Genomic DNA, 21,962 nt, shown 5'->3' with positions numbered 1-21,962 from the left:
CTTTAACATATTGCCTGAAAAAAAAGTGATGCCGCGAGACACCACATTTTTCTCTTTTACAATTCTCAATGTACCTACTATTTAATAAGTGCTTCAACATTTGCAAGTTGTTCAGCATACATTTCATCTGGAAGACCTACATAACCAACCTCGGAAGATAGTTCACCAGCATTTTGTACATAGAATTTCATAAACTCAGCAACTTCTGGACGAGCCATTTCAGCGTTGTTTACGTAGATGTAAAGTTCACGAGAAAGTGGAGAGTATGAATTGTCTTTGATTGTATCGAAAGATGGAGTGATTGGACCATTACCACTATCGATTGGAACAACTTTTAATGTATCTTGGTTCGCCTCATAGTAAGCAAATCCGAAGTAACCAATGCCGTTAGGAGTACCAGCAACACCCGTTACAAGTGTATTGTCATCTTCAGAGAAAGTAACTCCATCCGTTTTCATTGATACATCTTTAAGAGCAACTTCAGCGAAGTAATCATAAGTACCTGAATCAGCACCTGGGCTATAGATTACGATTGGTTCAGCTGGCCATCCTGCACGAACGTCAGACCAGTTTTTAGCATTTCCTTCTACAGAGAAGATTTTAGTTAACTCTTCGATAGACAAGTGGTCGATGAAATCATTTTCTTTACTAACTACTACAGAAAGACCATCATAAGCAACTTTAACTTGTGTATATTCAATACCAGCAGCTTTAGCAGCTTCTGCTTCTTTATCTTTCATTGGACGAGATGCATCAACGATTGCAATTTCACCAGCAATGAATTGTTCCATACCGCCACCAGTACCAGAAACACCTACTGGAACACGTACATCTTTATGAACAGCGTTGAATTCTTCAGATACAGCTTCTGTAATCGGGAATACAGTAGAAGAACCATCTATTTTAATTTCACCGCTAAGCTTAACTTCCGGAGTTACCGGCTCATTTGTAGTATTGCCTGCTGTTGCATTGTTTGTTGTGTTATTAGCTGTGTTATTTGCTGCACCTTCATTTGTATTACCACATGCTGCAGTGAATACTAGCATTGCTGCCATTGTTAACGTAATGATTCCTTTAATTGTGTTGTTTTTAATCAACTTAACCACTCCTCAGTTTTAGTTTCCCTCTTTGTTTAAGCTTTTCATGTATTATTGCTTACAGGTTTAATATTACTAATAGATTGTTAATCTCGTATTTTTATAATGTAAACACTATGTAAAATATTTTCACAAACATCATTGCAATGTTTACATATTCATCTCATTGAGCTTTTTCAACTCATTTACCGTTTTATTAGCTTGATCATTGGCATGAAGGGCTTGTTCTCCAATAAGTTGCAAGTTATTTTTGTTCTCTGCTACCATTTTGAATAATGTCAAAAATATCGATTCTGTATCTGAAATTAGCTTGTCACTTTGTAAACCTATTTGTAATCCTTCATCAGTAATTTCCACAGTACCTCTCACAACATCAACAATCTTTTCAACAGAATGAGATATTCGTGCAGCAGATTGCTTTGTTTGTCCAGCTAAATTCATTACCTCCTGTGCTACCACTGTAAATGCTCTACCGTGTTCTCCGGCTCTAGCCGCTTCGATCGTAGCATTGATCGCTAACAAATTACTTTGATCTGACAGTTCATGAACGATGGAAGTAATTTTCTTAATATCATTAACACTGCCTTGTAGCTCTGTAATTTGTGATTGTTGCTTTCTAGCATTTAAGCTGATAATTTCTAAAGTGTTTGTTAACTTGTGCAGCATTGTTTTGCCTTCCAATGTGAAATTAACCATTTCATCGGATTTCTCACCACTACTTTTTGCCGCTTGTCCCACATTAATAATCTCGTTAACAATTCGCTTAATTCTTTCTTGCGAGGAATAGATCAAATATTGTTGTTCTTCCTTTAACTTTCGTTGCAGGTCGTTAGACAACTGAAGTAAGCTAGACATTGTTAACACTCCGTCGACGATTTGACCATCAGTTACGATTACACAATCGTATAGACGATCACCTTTGCGACTCAATGCCATCTCAATAATATAACTAGGTGATTCTCTTCTATCTACTATTAAAGGTTCTTTATCTGCTAGTTTCTCAATTGGTTTTTCACTGAACAAATCAGCACTAAAACGTTGACTTAAACGTCTAAACAATTCATTGCGCATCATTAAACCTTTAGGTCTACTTAATCCATCTACAATAACGACGCACTCATGCTCTGGATTATTACGGAATATTGCTAACGTTTGCTCGCAATTCATATCTGGTGATATACAAGGTGTTTTGGAGATAACATTTAATAATAGTTGATCCTCTTGTTGAAATTGAGACATCCCACTTAATACCGGATTCACTGCCTTTACTGACACTGCCTGCATCACTTCATCTCCTTCTTATCCAATCATTACAAGATTACTATAGAGGAGAAGCGTTAGCGTACATGCAAAGGTTTGTAAAATTATTATTAAATTTATAGATTTTTAATCGTAATTCCAATTACTTTTGTATTGCTATGTGGTTGATGAGTTATATAATGAGGATAGTTAAGTTAGGCTTTTGATGTACTTTTCATTTGCGAGAAGTATAGAAGAGATGTTAATGAAAAGTTTAACCCTATGCTTACGATGTACTTTTCTTACATTGAAGCAGCCTGTAAAGTAACGAAAAGTTTAAGGAGTGGTTATGTTGGAGGCAGTTAATGAGCGAGTATCATATGATAACCCTCTTTTAAGTATTAAAGTATTTCAGACTCACCGTGAGCATAATACTCGGACTGATTGGCATCACCATAAACAACTCGAATTACTCTTAATATTGAATGGACAATTAGAAATGTATATGGAAGCAGAAAGTATGATCTTGAAAGCTGGAGATGTATGTATTATTGGTACATCCGAACTTCATCGTGATTACTGCTCAGAAGATCTTGATTATATTGTCGTGCAGTTTGATCTTGAGCATTTCTTCGATCAAGGTTCGATTTCATATATGCGATATTTCTCAGAAACACATGTGCCATTAAGTCAAGCCAATTACATCTTCCATGAAAATGAAGCAGTAAAACAAGAAACTGCAAACTGCATTAGTAAAATACTGAATGAAGCAACTACTCGTCAAAGAGGGTATGAAATAGCTGTTAGTATTCTCATAAAGCAGATCTTATTAATCTTGTTACGCAATGATCACAAGAAAGTACTTGCCGAGCAAGATTCATTCGATAAAGTAAGATTGAAACCGGTTCTCGATTATGTTGAGGAACATCTTACTGATCGCATTCAAGTAGAAGAAGTGTGTAGAATCGCCAATATGAGCTACTACTACTTCGTAAAATACTTCAAAAAATCGATAGGCTTTTCATTTACCGAGTATGTGAATTATAGAAAAGTGAAACGTGCCGAACGACTACTGCTTACAAAAGATATAAGTATTACTGAAATCGGTGAAAAAATAGGAATGCCTAACATGGCTCATTTTTATAAAATGTTCAAAAAACATAATGATTGCTCACCCAAGCAATATCAGAAAAAGATGTTGCAATGGAAACCCGACCATCAAAGCGAATAAAATCAAACAAAAAAGCAGATGCTACGAATTCGTAGCATCTGCTTTTTAATTTTCTGTAAGGGAGCGTTTGAGTAGCATTGCATTTGATTTAATTTGTCGGTTTTTCGGTGAACCAAATGAATGCTAGTTGTTCCATTTCAGTTACAAATGCTTTTTTCGCTGGACTATACCCGCTCGTATTTTCAAATTGTCGAGCTATTTCTTCTTTAAATTGGCTGTATCTAGCCACTTCTTCTGGATGGCTGCGTAGATAATCTCGAAATACCAAATGTCGTTCAATTTGAGGATTGTTGAATTGATAAAAGTGAATATGATGGGTTCGATTATCTCCGCCTTTTCGAAATAACCTTCTTCTATCAATGCCCCATTCTCCAGCAATATCGTACCCTAGAGCATTCATCTTCTCATTAAAGGAATCAACTATTGAAATTTCATTAACGATACACATCATATCAATTACAGGCTTAGCCTTCATACCAGGAACAGACGTACTACCGAAATGTTCAAAATTAATTATTAGTTCTTCAAAAATAGCTTTCAAATTATTGACCTCATCTTGAAACATTTGAGCCCATTTATCGCTAAAGGGAGTAAGACGAACTTTAATAATAATCACTCCTCAGTAAACAAATATCATTCTTTGTCTTCGAACATACTCCTGTCCGCTCACGAAGTAGGCAAATCTTTGAACATTCCAAAGGAAAGTTCAATAACAGCATCACTTCCCTGATACCACTTACAAAGCTCTACAAAACCTCGAAGCACAATTAGCATACGAAGTAGGCGAATCTTTGAACATTCCTAGGGAAAGTTCAAAAGCAGCATCACTTCCCTGATACCTCTTACAAAGCTCTACAAAACCTCGAAGCATGATCAGCATACGAAGTATGCGAATCTTTTGAACATTCCTAAGGAAAGTTCAAAAGCAGCATCACTTCCCTGATACCACTTACAAAGCTCTACAAAACCTCGAAGCATGATCAGCATACGAAGTATGCGAATCTTTTGAACATTCCTAAGGAAAGTTCAAAAGCAGCCCCACTTCCCTGATACCACTTACAAAACTCTACAAAACTTCGAAGCATGATCGGTTGTCAGCACCGAGAAGATGACATAAAGCCAGTGAAGCGAAGCGCGGAATGTACGTGGTTGGTACATGAGCACTGGAGCAAACGATGAATGGCATATTCGATGTCGAATAACCTTCGTTAGCTTAATCATCGTGATCACAATCGATCAAAAAAGAAGAAGCTTGATGCATCCTACTTCAAGGACTGCACAAGCTTCTTCGGCATCACAAGTTTATATCCGACGCCACGGATAGATTCAATTCTTACAGATTGCTGCTCAAGTTCTAGCTTTTTACGTAAAGAACTTACATGTACATCTACTGTACGCTGTCCACCAATGTAATCGAAGCCCCATACGACATTCATGAGATCGTCACGACTTATTACCATACCTGGACGTTGAACAAGATACAATAACACTTCAAATTCTTTCGGTCTTAGTGAAATAGGTTGCCCCTGTACGTTGACTTCATACTTTTCTGGGTAGATGGACAGTTCCCCTGCTTGTATCACTTTCTCATTAGACAAAAGTGGTTTGGGGTCCTCGTTTTGTGTTCTCCGTAAAACTGCTGATACACGTGCAAGCAGTTCCGCAACGCCAAATGGTTTCGTTATATAATCGTCTGCACCATGTTTCAATCCTTGTACTACCTCTTCTTCAGCATTACGAGCTGTAAGAATTACAACTGGAGTACGCACATTGTTCTGATGCAGTCGATTCAAAATTTCAAAACCATTCATACCTGGAAGCATAATATCAAGAATAATTAAATCAAAATTCCCTTGCAACGCAGCTTGCAGACCATCACCACCATGATCAATCACGGTTGTATCATAGCCTTCTTGTATTAAATTATAAGATAACAATCTTGATAATGTCGGTTCATCTTCGATAACTAATATCTTATTCGACATGTTCCTACCTCCAAAAGCTACACGTACATTGAGTCGCATGCATTATTTCATATTAATAGTGTAACATTAATATAAAAGTTAGGTAAATATAATTATTGTATGCTTGGTAATTCAATCGTAAATTTAGTACCAACTCCAACGGTACTCGTTACACATATTGTTCCTTTATGCAATTCAACGAGATGCTTCACGATTGATAATCCAAGACCTGTTCCTCCAGAAATACGTGAACGAGCTTTATCAACACGATAGAATCGCTCAAAAATACGTGGAAGATCTTTCTCAGGAATACCAATTCCCGTATCTGAGATAGAAATTACAATGTTTTCATCTTTCGACTCAGATATGACGATTGTAATCGTACCACCTTCTGGTGTGTAATTTATGGCGTTACTCAATAAATTAACTAGAATTTGACGAAGTCGATCTTCATCTGCTTCCATATAAAATTCTTCTGGTGAAGTCATATCAATGTGAATATTTTTACGCATAGCACTTACTTCAAGAATGGCAATCGTATTTGACATAAATTCATTAATATCTACTGGTGTTAGCATTAATGGAGCACGCCTAGACTCTATTTTGGATAATTCTAAAATATCACCGATTAGTCGATTTAATCGTTCACTCTCATCATAAATAATTTGCAAGAAAGATCGCGTCGTTTCTTCATCTTTCACAACGCCACCAAGCAATGTCTCTGCAAATCCTTTCACTGCCGCGATTGGTGTTTTCAACTCATGAGATACGTTAGCAACAAATTCACTTCGCATTCGCTCTAGACGTCTAATTGCCGATACATCTTGCAGTACAAGTAGAATCCCACCGAAATCAGAACTATTTCCGTGATAGATCGGAACAAGATTGAGCTCTAACAACCGTTCCTCTGGATAGTAGAACGTAATTTCTTCGTGTATAAATTCCTTCGTATCAAAACCTTCTACAATTAATTGTGAAAGCTCATATTGTTGCTTAATGTCACTATAAGGCTTTCCGATTAACTTACGAGCAGATACACCAAGAATATTTTCAGCCCGCTCATTCATAATAAGGATAGCACCATTAGCATCCATCATCACTACACCGTTTATCATATTAGATAAGACACTTTGTAGATGGTTCTCATTCTGACGAATTCTAGCCATTTGAATTTGAAGACTTTCTGCCATTGCATTAATCGCATTACCAAGTTCGCCAATTTCATCTTGCTTTATTCCTTCCACACGTGCACGATAATCCATATTTTTAATACGCTTGGCAACTTGAGTAATTTTCTCTAACGGTTTTGTTAAACTAAGTGCAATTCGATAGCTTGTTAACGCTGCAATAACGAATAATATAATTAACCCAACAATAAGGACCATGGTTAAGCTATTAATCGACTGCTCCACTTCATCAAGACTCATAGCAAGTCTAATGACATACGTATCATCAATTATTTCGTTCGTTACAGGAATCGCAACATAAAGCATATTTTTATGAAGAGTATCACTAGGACGTATACTTTTGCCTATCCCCGTTTTCAATGCGCCGACAATTTCTTCACGATTACTATGATTGTCCATTTCAGAAGGATTAAAACTCGAATCTCCTAGCACAGTACCATCTGATTGAATAAATGTAACACGGGAATCCATAAGTTCTTGAAGCATAGTGGCTTGATCAGTATAGTAGTTAATAACTTCTTCATTATCACCTGACACCCAATCCATTTGTGCTGCAATTAGGCGCATTTCTCTTTCAAGTGTTTCTTCTAATACTTGAATATGATTTTCTTTGAATGTTTTCAACATTAATAATCCTGAGGCAACAACAGATAATGCGACCATCGAAATAATAATGACAGTTAGTCTTGTGCGAAAACTTAACATTGTTCCCTCTCCTTGAATAAATAGTACTACCATCGTACCCCTGTCTAGTTACTTTGGCTATATGTTCGTTTATTAATTTTTTGTAAAAATAACGAATACAACGTTGCTATTGGCTGCTGTAACAGTACTCCGATAAGAATAGGTACCGCTGTACTGGGGCTGAAATAACTCATGGCAATAACAATACCTAATGAAACATTTCTTATCCCTGAAGCATATGACATCGTTACTTGAGTAGACAGGTCACTTCTTCTCATTACTGTAACATAACCTATCGCATAACTTACTATAACAATAATGATGGAAAATGGAATAATTTTAATAATATCACCCTTTAGATCATGCAAATACGGAGTAATAGCAGACGCGTTTAATAATATGACGATAACAAAACAAAGTTTTGATAATGGTGCAACGATCGGTTTAACTTTACTTTGTATTGTACCTTTCGACCATTCATTCAAAGTTATGCCTACTACCGTTGGCAAGACGACAATTAATAATAAATCAATCATCATTTGAGTTGTATTCACTTCAATTACGCTACTAAAAAATGCCTTTAGTCCAATGGTAATAATAAATGGACTTAACAGAGAATCAATAACTACAATAGCTAAAACGAGCGAGACCTGCCCACCTGTCATTGATACCCACATCACTGATGATATTCCAACAGGGATTAATGTGAACATAACGAGACCAACTACATATGGAGAGTGATAACCAAGTATAAGCCCCGCTAATAGATAGACAACAATTGGTACAAAGATATGAATCAAAATTAGGAAATATGATATTTGCAATGGTTTCGCGATTACATCTCTAACTTGTTGTAAGCGACATCCAATCGCCATCGCTACAGTAACAAATGCAAACAGGTATGGTACTAGATTAACATGTCCACTTAATGGTTCGCCAAAGCAAATGCCAATAATCATAACAAATGGAACAATTAGAAACATGTATTTTTCAAACCAGTCATTTATAGCAAGACCGAATGAAGCCATTGTTGTTTCCTTCTTTCCAATATCTAGTTGTTTATATCAATTAAGGTTATAATAAATAATGAGAAGTAACATAAAGTTTTACACTAGACACCAAGCAGTAAATGAGGTGAAAAGATGAATAACAGTCATTATGTAAAATCCATTTTTCAGATGCAATATGTCTCGCGCTGGCAAGAGTTTTCTCCAAGATACAAAGACAATGCTGCTAGTCATAGTTTCCGATGCGGAGCAATTGCTGTACTAATAAGTATAATAGAAACTCGATTATACCATAAGCCAATCTTGCCGTCTGAATTAATTGGAAAAGCATTGCTTCATGATTTGAACGAAACGGTAACTGGCTCTATTAAGTATGTTACCAAAAAGGAACAAACTCTTTCACCACATATCCAAAAATTAGAAAATGAAGTGAATAAAGAACTCGTAGCCTATTTATCAAAGTCACTTCAACCTAGTTTCACAGAATATATTGTGCAAGCAGAAGATAATAGTTACACAGGTAATCTTGTGAAAGCGATCGATTCTTTCGATGCAATGTTATTCTGTAGACGCGAAAGCAATTTACAACATCAAAGTTATTTCACTGAGCGTTACGAACAATTACGGAATGTTTTAATGCAAAGTGAATTCGAATCTATTCGTTGGTTACTATTAGCATTAGAGCAAGATGAAGGTATTGCTCAATTTCTCGATTATATCCTCAATCTAGATCTTATCGATCGTTGGGGGGGCAGCTTTAATCTTATTCCAGATAATGATGCCACTCACTCTTTCCGAGTTGCTGCCTTATGTCTATTCAACGCTCATTTGGAAAAAGAGAAATACAATAAGGAACATATCAATATGTATGCGATACTTGGGAAATCAATTATGCATGATGTAGTTGAAGGGGTCAGCGGAGATGTTGCATCACCAATCAAACGCTCATCTATCGAAATCAAACAAGCGTTCATCAATTTTGAACAACAAGTTGCGAGAGATATGGTGAGTAACTTACCTGCATTCATGCAAGAAGATATGATGGATTTTCTAGTACATGCGAAAGACGACAGTTATGAAGGTATGTTAGTTGAAATTGCCGATAAACTTGACGCACTCATCAAAAGTAATCTTGAAATGCGCAATAACCCACATTATGTCAGCAAGTACGAGCAACAATTGACACATATTCAGCATCATTATGAAAATCCATCCGTTATTTTCTTCCTCGCATATATACTACATGATATTACCTACGATCACTTTATGAGATAAAATAGATTAATTTATGAAAAAAGTGTAACTTCAACTTGAGTTATTTTTTTCAAATGTTAGCTCATAAAATAAAAAAAGCCTTGATAAATTAGCATCTCTGCTAATATCAAGGCTTTCCACATCTCACTTTTAATGGTTACTCCCATTTATCATTACTATTCACTTACTCATCATTCGATTGTCTTAATGATTTAGCATAAGTAGCTATATCTCGATATAATGCTTTCCAGTTAGAGTTGGCCGTTAGAGGAGCTGTAGCAAGAGCTACAGCCTCCTCTTTTTGCCCTTCACTGGGTTCTGTACGTTCGATTACATCCGTAATCTCATGGATAGACATTTGTTCATCTGCATGTTGCAGTACTTCTGAAATACCCACATTATTTTCTTTATTCAAAGCGATCACTCCTTAAGCCAAGAGTCTCGTAGTGTAAACAATTCTTTCAAATCATCTGTACTTAACTCCGTTATCCATTGATCTGATTGACGCACAATTTGATCGTTCAATTGTTGTTTTCCATCAATCATCTCATCAATTTTCTCTTCCAATGTACCAATCGTTATAAATTTGTGTACTTGAACCTGTCTTGTCTGACCAATCCGGAAAGCACGGTCAGTCGCTTGGTTTTCAACGGCTGGATTCCACCAACGGTCAAAATGAATAACATGATTGGCAGCTGTTAAGTTGAGGCCAGTACCGCCAGCTTTTAAAGATAATACGAAAGCTACATGTGGAATCGATTCATCTTGGAATGCTTCAATCATTTCATCGCGCTTTTGCTTCGGAATTGCCCCATGCAAGTAAGGAACTTTTATCTCATAACGTTGCTCCAATATACGCTGGATTTGACTACCCATTTCAATATATTGCGTAAAGATAAGACAACGTTCGCCTAACTCAGCAATTTCATCAACAAGTTCGACTAATCGTTCAAGCTTACTTGAACGTGTAATCTCCCACTGCTTCTTCGTTTCTTGATGCAGTAATAAGGCTGGATGATCGCAAAGTTGCTTTAACTTCGTTAATGATCCAAGTATTAGACCTCTACGTTGCATAGGCGTTTCTTTATGCAGTTTTTCAAGCAATTCACTAACGATACCTTCATACAACGAAACTTGTTCTGTAGTAAGTGGCATAAAGCTTTTCGCTTCTTGCTTTTCAGGCAGTGATAATGATATTGTAGGGTCTTTCTTCACACGACGAAGCATAAATGGCTTCACCCAACGTTGCAATCCTGCAATGCGCTTCTCATCCTTCTCACGCTCGATTGGTGCTATCATCGATTTACGGAATTGATATAAGCTTCCTAAATAACCAGGATTAATAAAATCATAGATTGACCATAGTTCCGTTAATCTATTCTCCATCGGTGTTCCTGTTAATGCAATACGTTGCAGCGCTTGAAGCTTTCGAATAGCTCCAGCTTGTTTCGTATAAGCATTTTTTATATTTTGAGCCTCATCTAAGCAAAGAGAATCCCACTGATACGCTTGAAGGTCATCAGAATCAATTTGTGCCAATGCATAGGATGTAATAACTAGATCAGCATCTTTTATTGACTGTTCAAATTGAGCTTCCCGAGGTCGTTTCGTACCATAATGCAGAACAACTTTTAAACTTGGTACAAAACGCTTCAATTCTCTTTCCCAGTTCCCAATTACTGAGGTTGGACAGATCAACAAAGATGGCGCTTCGCTTTTACGTAATTGATTATGCTTCACGTAAGACAAGTATGCCATGTATTGTATAGTTTTCCCAAGTCCCATATCATCAGCTAGTACTGCTCCAAGTCCGAATTGACGCAAGAAAATAAGCCATGATGCCCCTTGTTGTTGATATGGACGTAATTCTCCAAGGAATGTTGAAGGGGCCTCAATTAACGGAATATCTTGAACATTTTGTAATTGCATTAACCATTTTTTCAAATGATCATTCAACTCTATCTCGGTGTCTAGATCATAATCAAGTTCTTCATCGATCCAATCTGCATGTTCACCTCGTAAATGCATTTGTAGAACATCACTAAATGTAAGTCCTTTTTTACGATGAACGTTTTTCAACCATTTTTTAACTTGAGCGACATCTTCAGCACTCAAATATACCCATTGATCTCCAAGTTGAACTAATTTTCGATTGCTTGCTGCAATACTCATAAAATCATCTTCACTGATCTCTTTATCACCAATTGCAAATTTCCAATCAAACTGTACAATTTGATCTAATCCAAACATCGGTTCAGCTGCTGATCCTAACGAAGATTTTACTTTCCCCTTCATTTTCAGCTTTCGATTTTTAACACTTTCCCACCAAGCAGGCAATATAACTTTACAGCCTGAAGATAATAAAGACGCACTTTCGTACTCTAAAAATTTCCATGCTTCATCTTCTGTTAACGGATGCTGCAACACATCATAATCGTCACTTATTAGCGTGTTGTCGATGACACCTTGATACCGTAGTCGTTCACGTTGTAGCTTCTCAGGTAACGTATCGCTCCATGGTTCCTTAATTGGAGTAGCAAACCCATCACCATTAATCATGGACCAATTCTGAGTCACTTCATTAAAGCTTAAACTATACCATTGTTCATCTTTAACATTATATATAGATGTACGGAGAAACCAAGTTTTTGAACGATCGGTTGGCTCATGAAGTGCTATTGCAAGTTTGTATGGTAAAACATCCTCTTTAAAACCGACTGCCGTTAACCATTCTTCTTCATCGGAAACTTTATTCATTAGCAATGCATCGCCTGTAACATCTAGAAGCGTATTCCAGCTCCTTCTAACCGGTGATACATTCTCAATAATATCATTCACAATATGACTGAACCAATGACCAATTCCATCAAATCCAAATTGTTTCGCTTTGTCCCACCATGTATCAATCTGCTCAATAGGGACTGTAGTTTGAAGAGGTCTCCATGCCGTAGCATTCGTATTCCAATTCGCAGTTTCCGGTTCATATTCTCCGTTTTCCAAGCACTTCAAATAAAACTGCGCTAATTCTTGCAGTAATAGTAACCGTTCTGAATACTGTATGTCTAGTAAGGTTAATGGTGCAGGAGCCGCCAAAAACTCTAAAGCTTGTTTCGGCGTTAAGATAAGAATAGTTCTGCCATTTAATTTACTTTCTTCAATCTCTGTACCATACCAAGACGGCGTATGCCAACCAAATATATAACTACGCAATTGACCGAAGGTTGTTTCTTTCCAGCCATCCACGCGTAAGATGATCTCATACTTCTCTTCTCGCTTACCCCATATTCCATCTAAAGCCAAAGGCTGTATGCCGAAACTCATTTTCATTACAATAACTTTCCTTTCAGAAGTTCTTCCTGAAATGCCCGCAATCTATTATAACGGCTTTGCATCATATCGAAATAACTTCTCCATACATTAGGCTTCTCTAGTTGCTCATATAGGCCATGCAACTTTTTCATATGCTTAGCAGCTGTTCTGTAACCTTGTCGGTTACGACTATGAATTGATAATTCAATGGCTTGATGATACATCGGTAATAACACTGACGGAGCATATTTCTCTATCGGTTGTAACTCATTTGCTTTGAAATCTTCTGGTTTTCTTCCCATATAGAGTTGCAAATCGGCCCAATCCTTATACTGCTGCTCATTAATATAATGCTCAGATAGTGCAGCATATGAATGTGGCAAGAATTCAACCATATATTTCAGCCATTTAGAGTTACTCGGTTGTTGTTGACTGCCTTTACGGCACAATTGTAGAAATGGCCCTATCGAGCGAACTTGCTGAGTTTGCACAAAATGATCATTCAAAAAATCCATCCACATCTCGACTTGATCCCACTGGCTATTACTCATTCGAGTCTCTACAATAGGATAAATAATTCGTTGCACTCGATCAAATTGACACTTATCTAAATAATAAATCGCTCGTTCATCGGCCTTTTTGCCAAGCATTAGAACAGCAATAGAACCATATAAAAACGAAACAACATATTCGCGATTCTCTACTTGAGCAAGATTTTCTAATTGAGTGAATAACTCATCGTTTTGTTCATCATATGGGGCAAGGAAACTAATTAGTCTATAGTAAGCATAATCCCACTCAAACATCGGTTTCTCAAAAGTAGTTGCCTTTTCAAATGTAAAGTTCATCATAGTCCTTATCCATTGCCGCTCATAAGGTTGTAATACATCATCTTGCAATAGACCTAGCAGTTCATATAATTGCGTACTCCAAGGCTCTGCGAGACGTTTAAATGTCATTTCATGATAATATCGACTAAAACTATCTACCGCTTGCAGTGCTCTCTCTCCTAGAGATAACACAAACAATATGGAAGCACACCAATGCAAACGTTGAATAGTAGGTTGACTTGATTTAGCCATACCTTTTATCGATGTTAATGTATTAGAAAGTGGATGGAAAGAATGTTTGCACTTCTTCCAATCATCACCAAATAGTTGCATCATTTTTTGAATGACTTCTTCTGGGTCTACCTGTTGGCTAATCTGTCCCTCATTATTCTGTTCAAATGGAGTGTTAGTTGTAACAGATGGAATGGAAGATGCACGTACTAAACCTAATAATTGAAAGTATGCTTGCTCAGCAAGAACTTTTCCGTTTTCCAACATTTTACAATATTGAAATAGCAATGCTGCCATATGTTCACAGTACACAGGTTGCTGGCAAGTACAACTACTATAGCGAATATGATCAGAATCAATAACTACCGCGTGAAGTTCTATATCTTTCACAATGCCATTAATCATATTGGTGCCGTATACATTGACTTTTTGTACGACTTGATTTTGATATAGCTTCCAGCCTTGCTTCAATACATTCGAATATGACCCTTCACTACTAAGTTGTTCAAAGGCCGTTAGCAATCGATTATACATTTGCATGCTTCTTACTTCACCTGCTTTCTACTTCAATCTGTCCATTCTATCTATTATATCAAAAAAAACGCTCAAACTATAATCATTTCCTTATTCTTTTCAATTCCCATTGTAAATGAAGCTTTAAATGATCTCTTTTAACCAGTACACAATATAAAAAGCTATACATTAGCATGGTTCAGCTCATGTATAGCTATAAAATAATTGCGGGACTAAACGGGGATTTTCACTGAAAATTCAATGTAATGTTCATCAACTGCATAGACTTCTAGCTCACCTTTGTATTGCTTAATTAACTCAGATACAATGGATAACCCAAGTCCTTGATGGTCTCCACCTTTGGAAGTGAACCCAGTAACGAATAATGGACTATTTACAGTCTGACAAGCGTCTTTACAATAATTTGTTACTTTCAAATATAACATACCTTCCTGCTCACGACCATACAAAATCACTTTACGATTCTGTTCACTATGCTTTAGTACTTCATCAAAAGCATTATCGATCAAGTTGCCAAGAATTCGATTAACATCTAGTGTTTTACCTGCCATAGCATGCAAATTAACACTCTTCACATCACGTACAAAATCAATTTTGAATCCTTCTGCTTGTGATATTTTGGATCTTACAAGTGCGGCAACCGTTGGATTACCTATATTTATAAAGTCATTTACATAATGTATTTCCCCGGCAATAGCCTCTGTAAATTTTTCAAGCTCATCATACATTTTCATTTTCGTTAAAGAATGGATCGTCTGAACTTGATTAATGAAATCATGTCTTTGAGACCGAATCGATTGGAACAAAGCATTGATTTCTTCGATATAGGTATCTTGAGCAACTTGTACTGCCTGATCACGTAATTTTCGGAAATATCTCATTACCGTAATAACAATAGGTAGCATAATCGCAGTTACCATAATCGTAATTAAAGCTACACGGATAATACTTTCAAGAAGTTTTTCTTTAATTAGACTATAATCTGATACGATAATAAGGACATACCCACTCATTTGGGTTCCTTCTTCATCTACCATTGCTAATTTATCATTTTTAACTTGAACAGGGATAAACATTTTATAAGTATGGCTACCACCTATTTTTTCTTCTCTACTTACATTTTCCGACTCTAAATAAGCCTTTTTCACATCTTGTTCATCATAACTGGATACGAAATTATAGCTACCATACAATAGTGGTCGCTGCACTACATGTTCTCGAATAGAACCATCTTGATTTACTGTAACACTATCATTAGGGAAAGTTTCTGGATTAACAATACTTATTTCTACGATAGAATCGTTGGCTTCTTTCAAATTTTCAAACAAACGATCTAACCCTGTCTCCTGATTATATTTCGCTACAGCCTCATAATCAACGTAAGGATCAATCATATAATTCGAAGTACCGTCATAGAAATATCCCCATTTGTATTCTTTCTTATAGTCAGTAGAAGCTACTTCATATGGTCCAGACCAGAAGGAAGGCAATGTCATTCCTACCCACTCATGACTAATACCTTTCATTTCAAATAGCTCATGAAAAATTCTGAACCAAGGATCCCAATCACGTGTACTCTTCATTAATTGAGAAGGATCAGAAGATCGATATAATAATATATCTCTATTTTCCATTTTTTTTAATAAAGTGATGTGTGAGATATCTAACTCGGCAGCAAGTTCAGTAAGGTGATCATTCGTTACTTGCTCGATATCATTGTTCAAAGCATATTTCGCAGCAATGGACGCGCTCCTTAACTCTCTTCCGATCTGATCCTCGAACATTTGTGATCCTATACGTGTCTGTTCAACAGAACTTTCTATCTGCTTACCGAGAACTTGTAACTCTGTATCTAACTGCTCAACGAGCATGTTTCTTGTAATAAAAAAATAAACACAATTATTAATAATAACAAGTAGCACTATCGTGCTGATTGCCATATACCAAATGTTTCTTTGCATAGCTACTCTCCTAAAATCCATATATGTAACATCATTAACAATCAAAACTCTTCCTTATATTAACACATAAATGTCACATTTTGTGTTTTTGCTATAAAAATTCATTATTGTAATAATTTTGGATTAAAATAAAAAAAAGACAGTTATCATTATTATTTTCATAATAACAACATACTGTCCTCAATCTGCTCCTTCACATTGCATATCATTTGAGCCATATAGAGTATGGGAACACTTCACAATTATATCTGAAGCTCTCCCATCTTAATTAACTCAACAACTGCTTGCGAACGACCTTTTACGTTAAGTTTTTGCATAACATTGGAAATGTGATTTCTCACGGTTTTCTCACTAATGAAAAGTTGTTGAGCAATATCTCTAGTTGTTTTGTCTTGAACTAATAATTCGAATACTTCTCGCTCGCGATTCGTTAGTAAAAATTTGCTTTTGTGGTCGTTTTGCTTCAATGTGTTTCACCCCTCCTTGCCAGGGTTTTGTGTAATACCAAGGTCAAGGGATACAGTCAACATATCATATGTAAGTACCTAGAGGTTGGTGACCTATGTTCGAAAAATAGGCATGATAATTATTCTAAAGATCAATTTCACATTATTCTTGCTTGAATACCCACTTCTTACTACCGAGAAACTGGACCACAAGAATAAATACCGTAACCACTAATTTACTAATTAGAGCGTGCCAATGCATGAACTCAACGACTACGTAGATCAGTGCACTTGATAATAGCAACATCAATCCATTCCAAATAATAAATTTTACTATACGTTTTACTGCGACAATTTCATTTTTCCGATGTTTACTCTTAAAAGTAATTGCGCTATTCCAAAGGTAACTATTCAACATCCCTACACTATAAGCAACGATATTTGCAATAATATAATGTAGAGATGACTGAATAAGAAGCCAAAATATAATTAGATCCACTACAGTGTTACTGACGCCCACTATGCCAAAAATAATGAACTGCTTAAGTGACTTTCTACTTATCGTCTTAGCATACTTTTCCGAATCCATTAGAGCAGCTTGTTCTTGATCATTCATCTTGCTCACGTTTCTCCATACTTCGTTTCACAGTTGGTTGAGATATATTATCTTGAGACACGACTTCTCGAACGATATATAATGGACGATTTTTGGATTCATCGTAAATTCGTCCAATATATTCTCCGATAACCCCTAGCAAAATCAAGATAATCCCATTGAATAGTAAATTAAGCGCAATAATACTTGCCCAACCCGCTTCTGTTGAATCGGTGAAAACCCGTTGATATAGTACAACGATTAAATAAATAAAACTAAAAAGAGAGATAAGGAAGCCTACGTATGTAGCAATACGCAAAGGCTTGTACGAAAATGATGTAATAGCATCTAACGCAAAGCTGATCATTCGTTTCAATGGATATTTGGTAACACCAGCAAAACGTTCTTCTCGAACAAATTCTACACTTGTTTGCTTGAAGCCAACCCAACTAATCAATCCACGAACGAACCGATTTTTTTCCTTCAAACTTTTTAGAACATCACAAACTTTTCGATCTATTAAGCGGAAATCTCCAGTATCTGTTGGAACTTCTACATTCGTCATCATTCTTAATATACGATAGAATAACTTAGCTGTAGATTTCTTAAACCAAGTTTCACCTTTACGTTTAATACGTTTACCGTAAACAACTTCGTACCCTTGCTTCCACTTCTCAATCATCATTAACATCACTTCAGGTGGATCTTGAAGGTCAGCATCGATAATAATAATCGCCTGACCATTCGCATAATCCATCCCTGCAGTAATCGCAATCTGATGACCAAAATTGCGAGAAAAATCAATCAATACAACTTCATCATGTTTATTAGCTAGTTCAGATATAATCGTTGCTGAAGCATCTCTACTCCCATCATTAACGAAGATTAACTCGTAACTTTCATTCGTTTGCTTCATTACTTCTGTAAGTCGTTCAAATGTCGTAGTAATTACTTCTTCCTCGTTGAACATAGGTACAATAACACTGTACATAACTGATCGAGTAGACATGCCTTATCTCCAATCTATATCGTTACTTAATGACTAGAATAACCAAGAAGGGAACCATCTCAAATATTCATTAACAAATTGCTCTGAAACTACTGCTCCTGATAATGCGGGATAGAATAATATGAATAGGAAGACGGCGATCGCTATAAATACATTTCTTCCGATCTTGCCCCATCTTTCTTTCTCTTCAATATATTTTGCAATATACATAATGCTAACAATGATGAATGGTACCATCGCAAAATAATGATAAAGGAACGTTTCCCTTGGGACTAACATCCAAGGAATGTATTGCGAACCGTACGCAATAAATAACATCATCGCCATATATTCTTTTTTGCGAATACTAATAAAGATCGTAGCGATCATCGCAAATATACCACTCCACCAAATAATCGGGTTCCCTAAAGCTACTATAGTAGAACGTAATCCTGTAGCTGTTTCACTGTCCACATAGTACCAAACAGGACGCTTCATAAATGGCCACTCCCACCAAGTTGAGGAGAATGGATGAGAAGACACTAGATTGCTATGGTAATTGAACATATTGACTTGATAATCCACTAAAGCTTGCCATGTATATCCTGATGGTAATACTGTCAGGATTGGAATATTGGACAATGCATAGATGAGCGCTGGCACACCAATATAGAATACGATACAAATCAATAGTGTATACACCGTGTACGGAACAAATTTCTGTTTAATTGTAGTTAGTTGTGCGATATATTCAACTTTCAGTTGTTTACCTTCTGCAAGTAGAAGTTTCGCTCCGCGATATTGTTGATATCTACGCCATAATACGATCGCTAGCATTATAGCTAGACCTGCCCCACCATATAGTACAATCCATTTTGACGCTACTCCCAGTCCAAAACATAATCCGGCTAGTCCTAATGGTATCCATGTATATCTGAGCCGTTCTCGATAGAAATTGAGTGAGGCGTATTGATTCATGAAGAAGAACATTAGCATGATGAAGAATACTGCATATACATCAATAGTTGCTATTCTTGTCTGCGTGAAGTGCATAAAATCTACTGCAAGTAAAATGATCGCTCCTGTAGCATACACAGTTTTACGCAAAATTGCCTTAGCTATGAAGTACATAACAGGTAACATCAACACACCAAACAATGTACCCATAAATCTCCAGCCAAATGGTCCAAAACCAAATAACTGAATGCCCAGTGCAATAAGTATTTTACCTAAAGGCGGATGCGTACTTTCATATGCTTTAATTCCTTCGATATTCTCGTAAGCAGTACGAGCATGGTACACTTCATCGAAGTAGCTACCACTTTTATACGTATGGTGATATTGTGCTAGCTGCTGCTCATCGATTAAATGTGTTGCCTTCGTATCATTATTCGTATTTTCAACAATTGTTACTGGAGTTGGTTCTGAAGATCCTTGAACATAAATACCTAACTCATGTAAACGGAAGCCTAGTTGCGTTGCTGTAAGTTTTACATATGTTACATCTTGCATAATATTTTCTTCATGCCAAGCGAATACGGCTACATGATCATGTGTAACGATAACTTCATTCGACCATTCACCTAACTCATTGGCAAATGAATAACTATATTCTCCACTGCCTACTCCACCAAAACTTGTAATTCGCTCAATCGGCTGAGAAGTCCCTAGATCGAATATGACGGATTCACCGACAACTGTCGGTTCCCACACTGTTTTGGGAGACTTCATATCCCCAAGATTAATAAAAGCTACAATCCCATAGATTACCGTAACAATCGCTACAATAATCCAGTCTTTCCGCTTCATACCGATATCGTACCAGCGACGCGGTGGTTGCATTTCATGCTTATCCAGTACATCTGCAGTTACAATTTCTGCTGCATGTTGCAGTCTCAATTGTTCATCGCGAGCATTTATATTCAATGTTCGACCACGAATATATAGATCAACGCCAATATAAAGCATGTATATGAGCAAGATGATATTGCCTGTTGCACAAAGAATAGCTACTCCATCATTAGGAACAAACGAAGTCGTTGGACTAAATGCCAATGCATCATATAAATTCAATGTATTCGTAATGGTGAAACCATAGATCAGATGTAATAATCTCCGATCCTGATGTTGAATGAATGCCATAATTAGCAAAATAATAATGACAAACATATACCGTTCATGCATTTTCGTGACAAGAATAAATACAATCCCAATTAACGAAGCTGCGATGAAATACAGCTGTTCAAGTTTTACTTTACTTCGTAGTCCGAGCCAAGCAGCATACAACACTGCTACAACTATGCCTACATTTCCCCAAACTTTCAATGTGATACCTAACATTTTTGCATCTAACTCAACCCAGTTATAACCAAATAATGAGTAAAGATTAAATGCATTCAAGCTTCCGTAAGCATACGAAGATAATGTTCCTTTATAAAGATCAATTAATTGAATCAAACCATTCCCCTGTAAAAATAGAGGCAACGCTAACAATAAAAATGTTCCAAAACCATATGCAGCACTAATCACTACATTTCTCCAACTACGTCCATACCATAATGCCAATAGAACAATCGGCATAAAGATAAACGCTTGTGGCTTTATAAGTGCCGCAAAGGCAAAAGTAACAGAAGCAGCGGCAATTCTTTTATCAATAAAGAACGCAATGCTTAATACAAGTACTAATGCAAATATAGAATCAACTTGACCCCATACTGCACCATCTATTAGTACAACAGGATTAAACCAATATATAAGCATAAGCCCTAATGAAATCGGCATCGATAATTTTTTATTTGCTAATTTGAATATTAATAAGGAAGCTACAACGTCTGCAATAATTGCAGGCAACTTGTAAAGGATCAGAAAACCCATGCTTCCATAGTCGATATTTAACATATCACCTAGCCATGCAACGATGTACAGTACATAGATGTACCCAGGTGGATAATCGACAAAGAAATCTCCATGATAGAACTGATGCATACCGGCAGAGTATGCGTAATTTCCCCAATAGTGAAATAATGATAGGTCATTAACATAACCGCTATTCGTAGCGGCAAGCCATAATCTAAGTGCTAGACCTATTAAAATGCTAGTCCAAATGATCGTAGTCTTTTTCAATATTAACTTTTTCTCTAATAACTTACTATCACGAAACCATATTTGATGAACTATCGCACTCATCATGCAAAATAGAAAAATAGCAATCAATGGGATCAATATCGATATTTTCGGATCGGCTTCAGCTTCAGCTGCAAATACAGGTGCAGCAACGAATAAGCCTAAACCTATCACAAAAACTAACAATAATAATCTTACTAATGAATGGCTAGTTGACTTCAATCGCAAATCGGACATCTGATTTACTCCTTTTCATCTAGTTTTGCTATATACACTATACCA

General features: G+C 36.5%; 16 protein-coding genes. 2 read left to right on the top strand and 14 right to left on the bottom strand.

Features of this window, described 5'->3' with window-relative positions; genetic code table 11:
- Positions 1-77: 77 nt before the first annotated feature.
- Positions 78-1,097, bottom strand: coding sequence for a PstS family phosphate ABC transporter substrate-binding protein (locus NV377_RS17010; RefSeq protein ID WP_258201995.1), 1,020 nt, complete (start codon positions 1,095-1,097; stop codon positions 78-80).
- A gap of 150 nt (positions 1,098-1,247) precedes the next feature.
- Positions 1,248-2,381 (bottom strand): methyl-accepting chemotaxis protein, encoded by a 1,134-nt coding sequence (locus NV377_RS17005; RefSeq protein WP_258201994.1) that lies wholly within the window; start codon positions 2,379-2,381, stop codon positions 1,248-1,250.
- Between the two features lie 304 nt (positions 2,382-2,685).
- On the opposite strand from NV377_RS17005, the gene NV377_RS17000 reads away from it, so the two are divergent.
- Positions 2,686-3,567 (top strand): helix-turn-helix domain-containing protein, encoded by an 882-nt coding sequence (locus NV377_RS17000; RefSeq protein ID WP_258201993.1) that lies wholly within the window; start codon positions 2,686-2,688, stop codon positions 3,565-3,567.
- A gap of 88 nt (positions 3,568-3,655) precedes the next feature.
- On the opposite strand, the gene NV377_RS16995 is transcribed toward NV377_RS17000, so the two are convergent.
- From NV377_RS16995 to NV377_RS16980, 4 genes are all read right to left on the bottom strand, one after another.
- Complete coding sequence (locus tag NV377_RS16995) at positions 3,656-4,174, bottom strand: GrpB family protein (protein ID WP_258202285.1); 519 nt, start codon at positions 4,172-4,174, stop codon at positions 3,656-3,658.
- 655 nt (positions 4,175-4,829) lie between these two features.
- The gene (locus tag NV377_RS16990; protein WP_258201992.1) at positions 4,830-5,552 is read right to left on the bottom strand and encodes a response regulator transcription factor; all 723 of its coding nucleotides are present in this window, start codon (positions 5,550-5,552) and stop codon (positions 4,830-4,832) included.
- 92 nt (positions 5,553-5,644) lie between these two features.
- Complete coding sequence (gene pnpS / locus NV377_RS16985) at positions 5,645-7,423, bottom strand: two-component system histidine kinase PnpS (RefSeq protein ID WP_258201991.1); 1,779 nt, start codon at positions 7,421-7,423, stop codon at positions 5,645-5,647.
- Positions 7,424-7,467: 44 nt separating this feature from the next.
- The gene (locus NV377_RS16980) at positions 7,468-8,430 is read right to left on the bottom strand and encodes a bile acid:sodium symporter family protein (protein WP_258201990.1); all 963 of its coding nucleotides are present in this window, start codon (positions 8,428-8,430) and stop codon (positions 7,468-7,470) included.
- A gap of 114 nt (positions 8,431-8,544) precedes the next feature.
- Between NV377_RS16980 and NV377_RS16975 the strand changes: the two genes are divergently transcribed.
- Positions 8,545-9,684 (top strand): YfbR-like 5'-deoxynucleotidase, encoded by a 1,140-nt coding sequence (locus tag NV377_RS16975; RefSeq protein WP_258201989.1) that lies wholly within the window; start codon positions 8,545-8,547, stop codon positions 9,682-9,684.
- A 163-nt stretch (positions 9,685-9,847) separates the two neighbouring features.
- Here NV377_RS16975 and NV377_RS16970 read toward each other — a convergent pair whose 3' ends face one another.
- From NV377_RS16970 to NV377_RS16935, 8 genes are all read right to left on the bottom strand, one after another.
- Positions 9,848-10,078 (bottom strand): hypothetical protein, encoded by a 231-nt coding sequence (locus tag NV377_RS16970; RefSeq protein ID WP_258201988.1) that lies wholly within the window; start codon positions 10,076-10,078, stop codon positions 9,848-9,850.
- Positions 10,079-10,083: 5 nt separating this feature from the next.
- Complete coding sequence (locus NV377_RS16965) at positions 10,084-12,990, bottom strand: DEAD/DEAH box helicase (RefSeq protein WP_258201987.1); 2,907 nt, start codon at positions 12,988-12,990, stop codon at positions 10,084-10,086.
- The gene (locus tag NV377_RS16960) at positions 12,990-14,573 is read right to left on the bottom strand and encodes a hypothetical protein (protein ID WP_258201986.1); all 1,584 of its coding nucleotides are present in this window, start codon (positions 14,571-14,573) and stop codon (positions 12,990-12,992) included. Before NV377_RS16960 ends, NV377_RS16965 begins: the two co-directional genes overlap by 1 nt.
- Before the next feature lie 206 nt (positions 14,574-14,779).
- The gene (locus NV377_RS16955; RefSeq protein WP_258201985.1) at positions 14,780-16,528 is read right to left on the bottom strand and encodes a sensor histidine kinase; all 1,749 of its coding nucleotides are present in this window, start codon (positions 16,526-16,528) and stop codon (positions 14,780-14,782) included.
- Positions 16,529-16,770: 242 nt separating this feature from the next.
- Complete coding sequence (locus NV377_RS16950) at positions 16,771-16,995, bottom strand: helix-turn-helix domain-containing protein (protein WP_258201984.1); 225 nt, start codon at positions 16,993-16,995, stop codon at positions 16,771-16,773.
- Between the two features lie 142 nt (positions 16,996-17,137).
- Positions 17,138-17,590: a GtrA family protein gene (locus tag NV377_RS16945; RefSeq protein WP_258201983.1), complete on the bottom strand. Its 453-nt coding sequence runs from the start codon at positions 17,588-17,590 to the stop codon at positions 17,138-17,140.
- On the bottom strand, positions 17,583-18,578 hold the full coding sequence (locus NV377_RS16940) for a glycosyltransferase family 2 protein (RefSeq protein WP_258201982.1): 996 nt from the start codon (positions 18,576-18,578) through the stop codon (positions 17,583-17,585). Before NV377_RS16940 ends, NV377_RS16945 begins: the two co-directional genes overlap by 8 nt.
- A gap of 33 nt (positions 18,579-18,611) precedes the next feature.
- Positions 18,612-21,917 carry a phospholipid carrier-dependent glycosyltransferase gene (locus NV377_RS16935; RefSeq protein WP_258201981.1) on the bottom strand — a complete coding sequence of 1,102 codons (3,306 nt, stop codon included), beginning with the start codon at positions 21,915-21,917 and terminating at the stop codon, positions 18,612-18,614.
- Between the last annotated feature and the right edge of the window lie 45 nt (positions 21,918-21,962).

This window comes from Paenibacillus endoradicis, from assembly GCF_024721975.1.
This window is presented reverse-complemented; position numbering and strand designations above follow the sequence as displayed.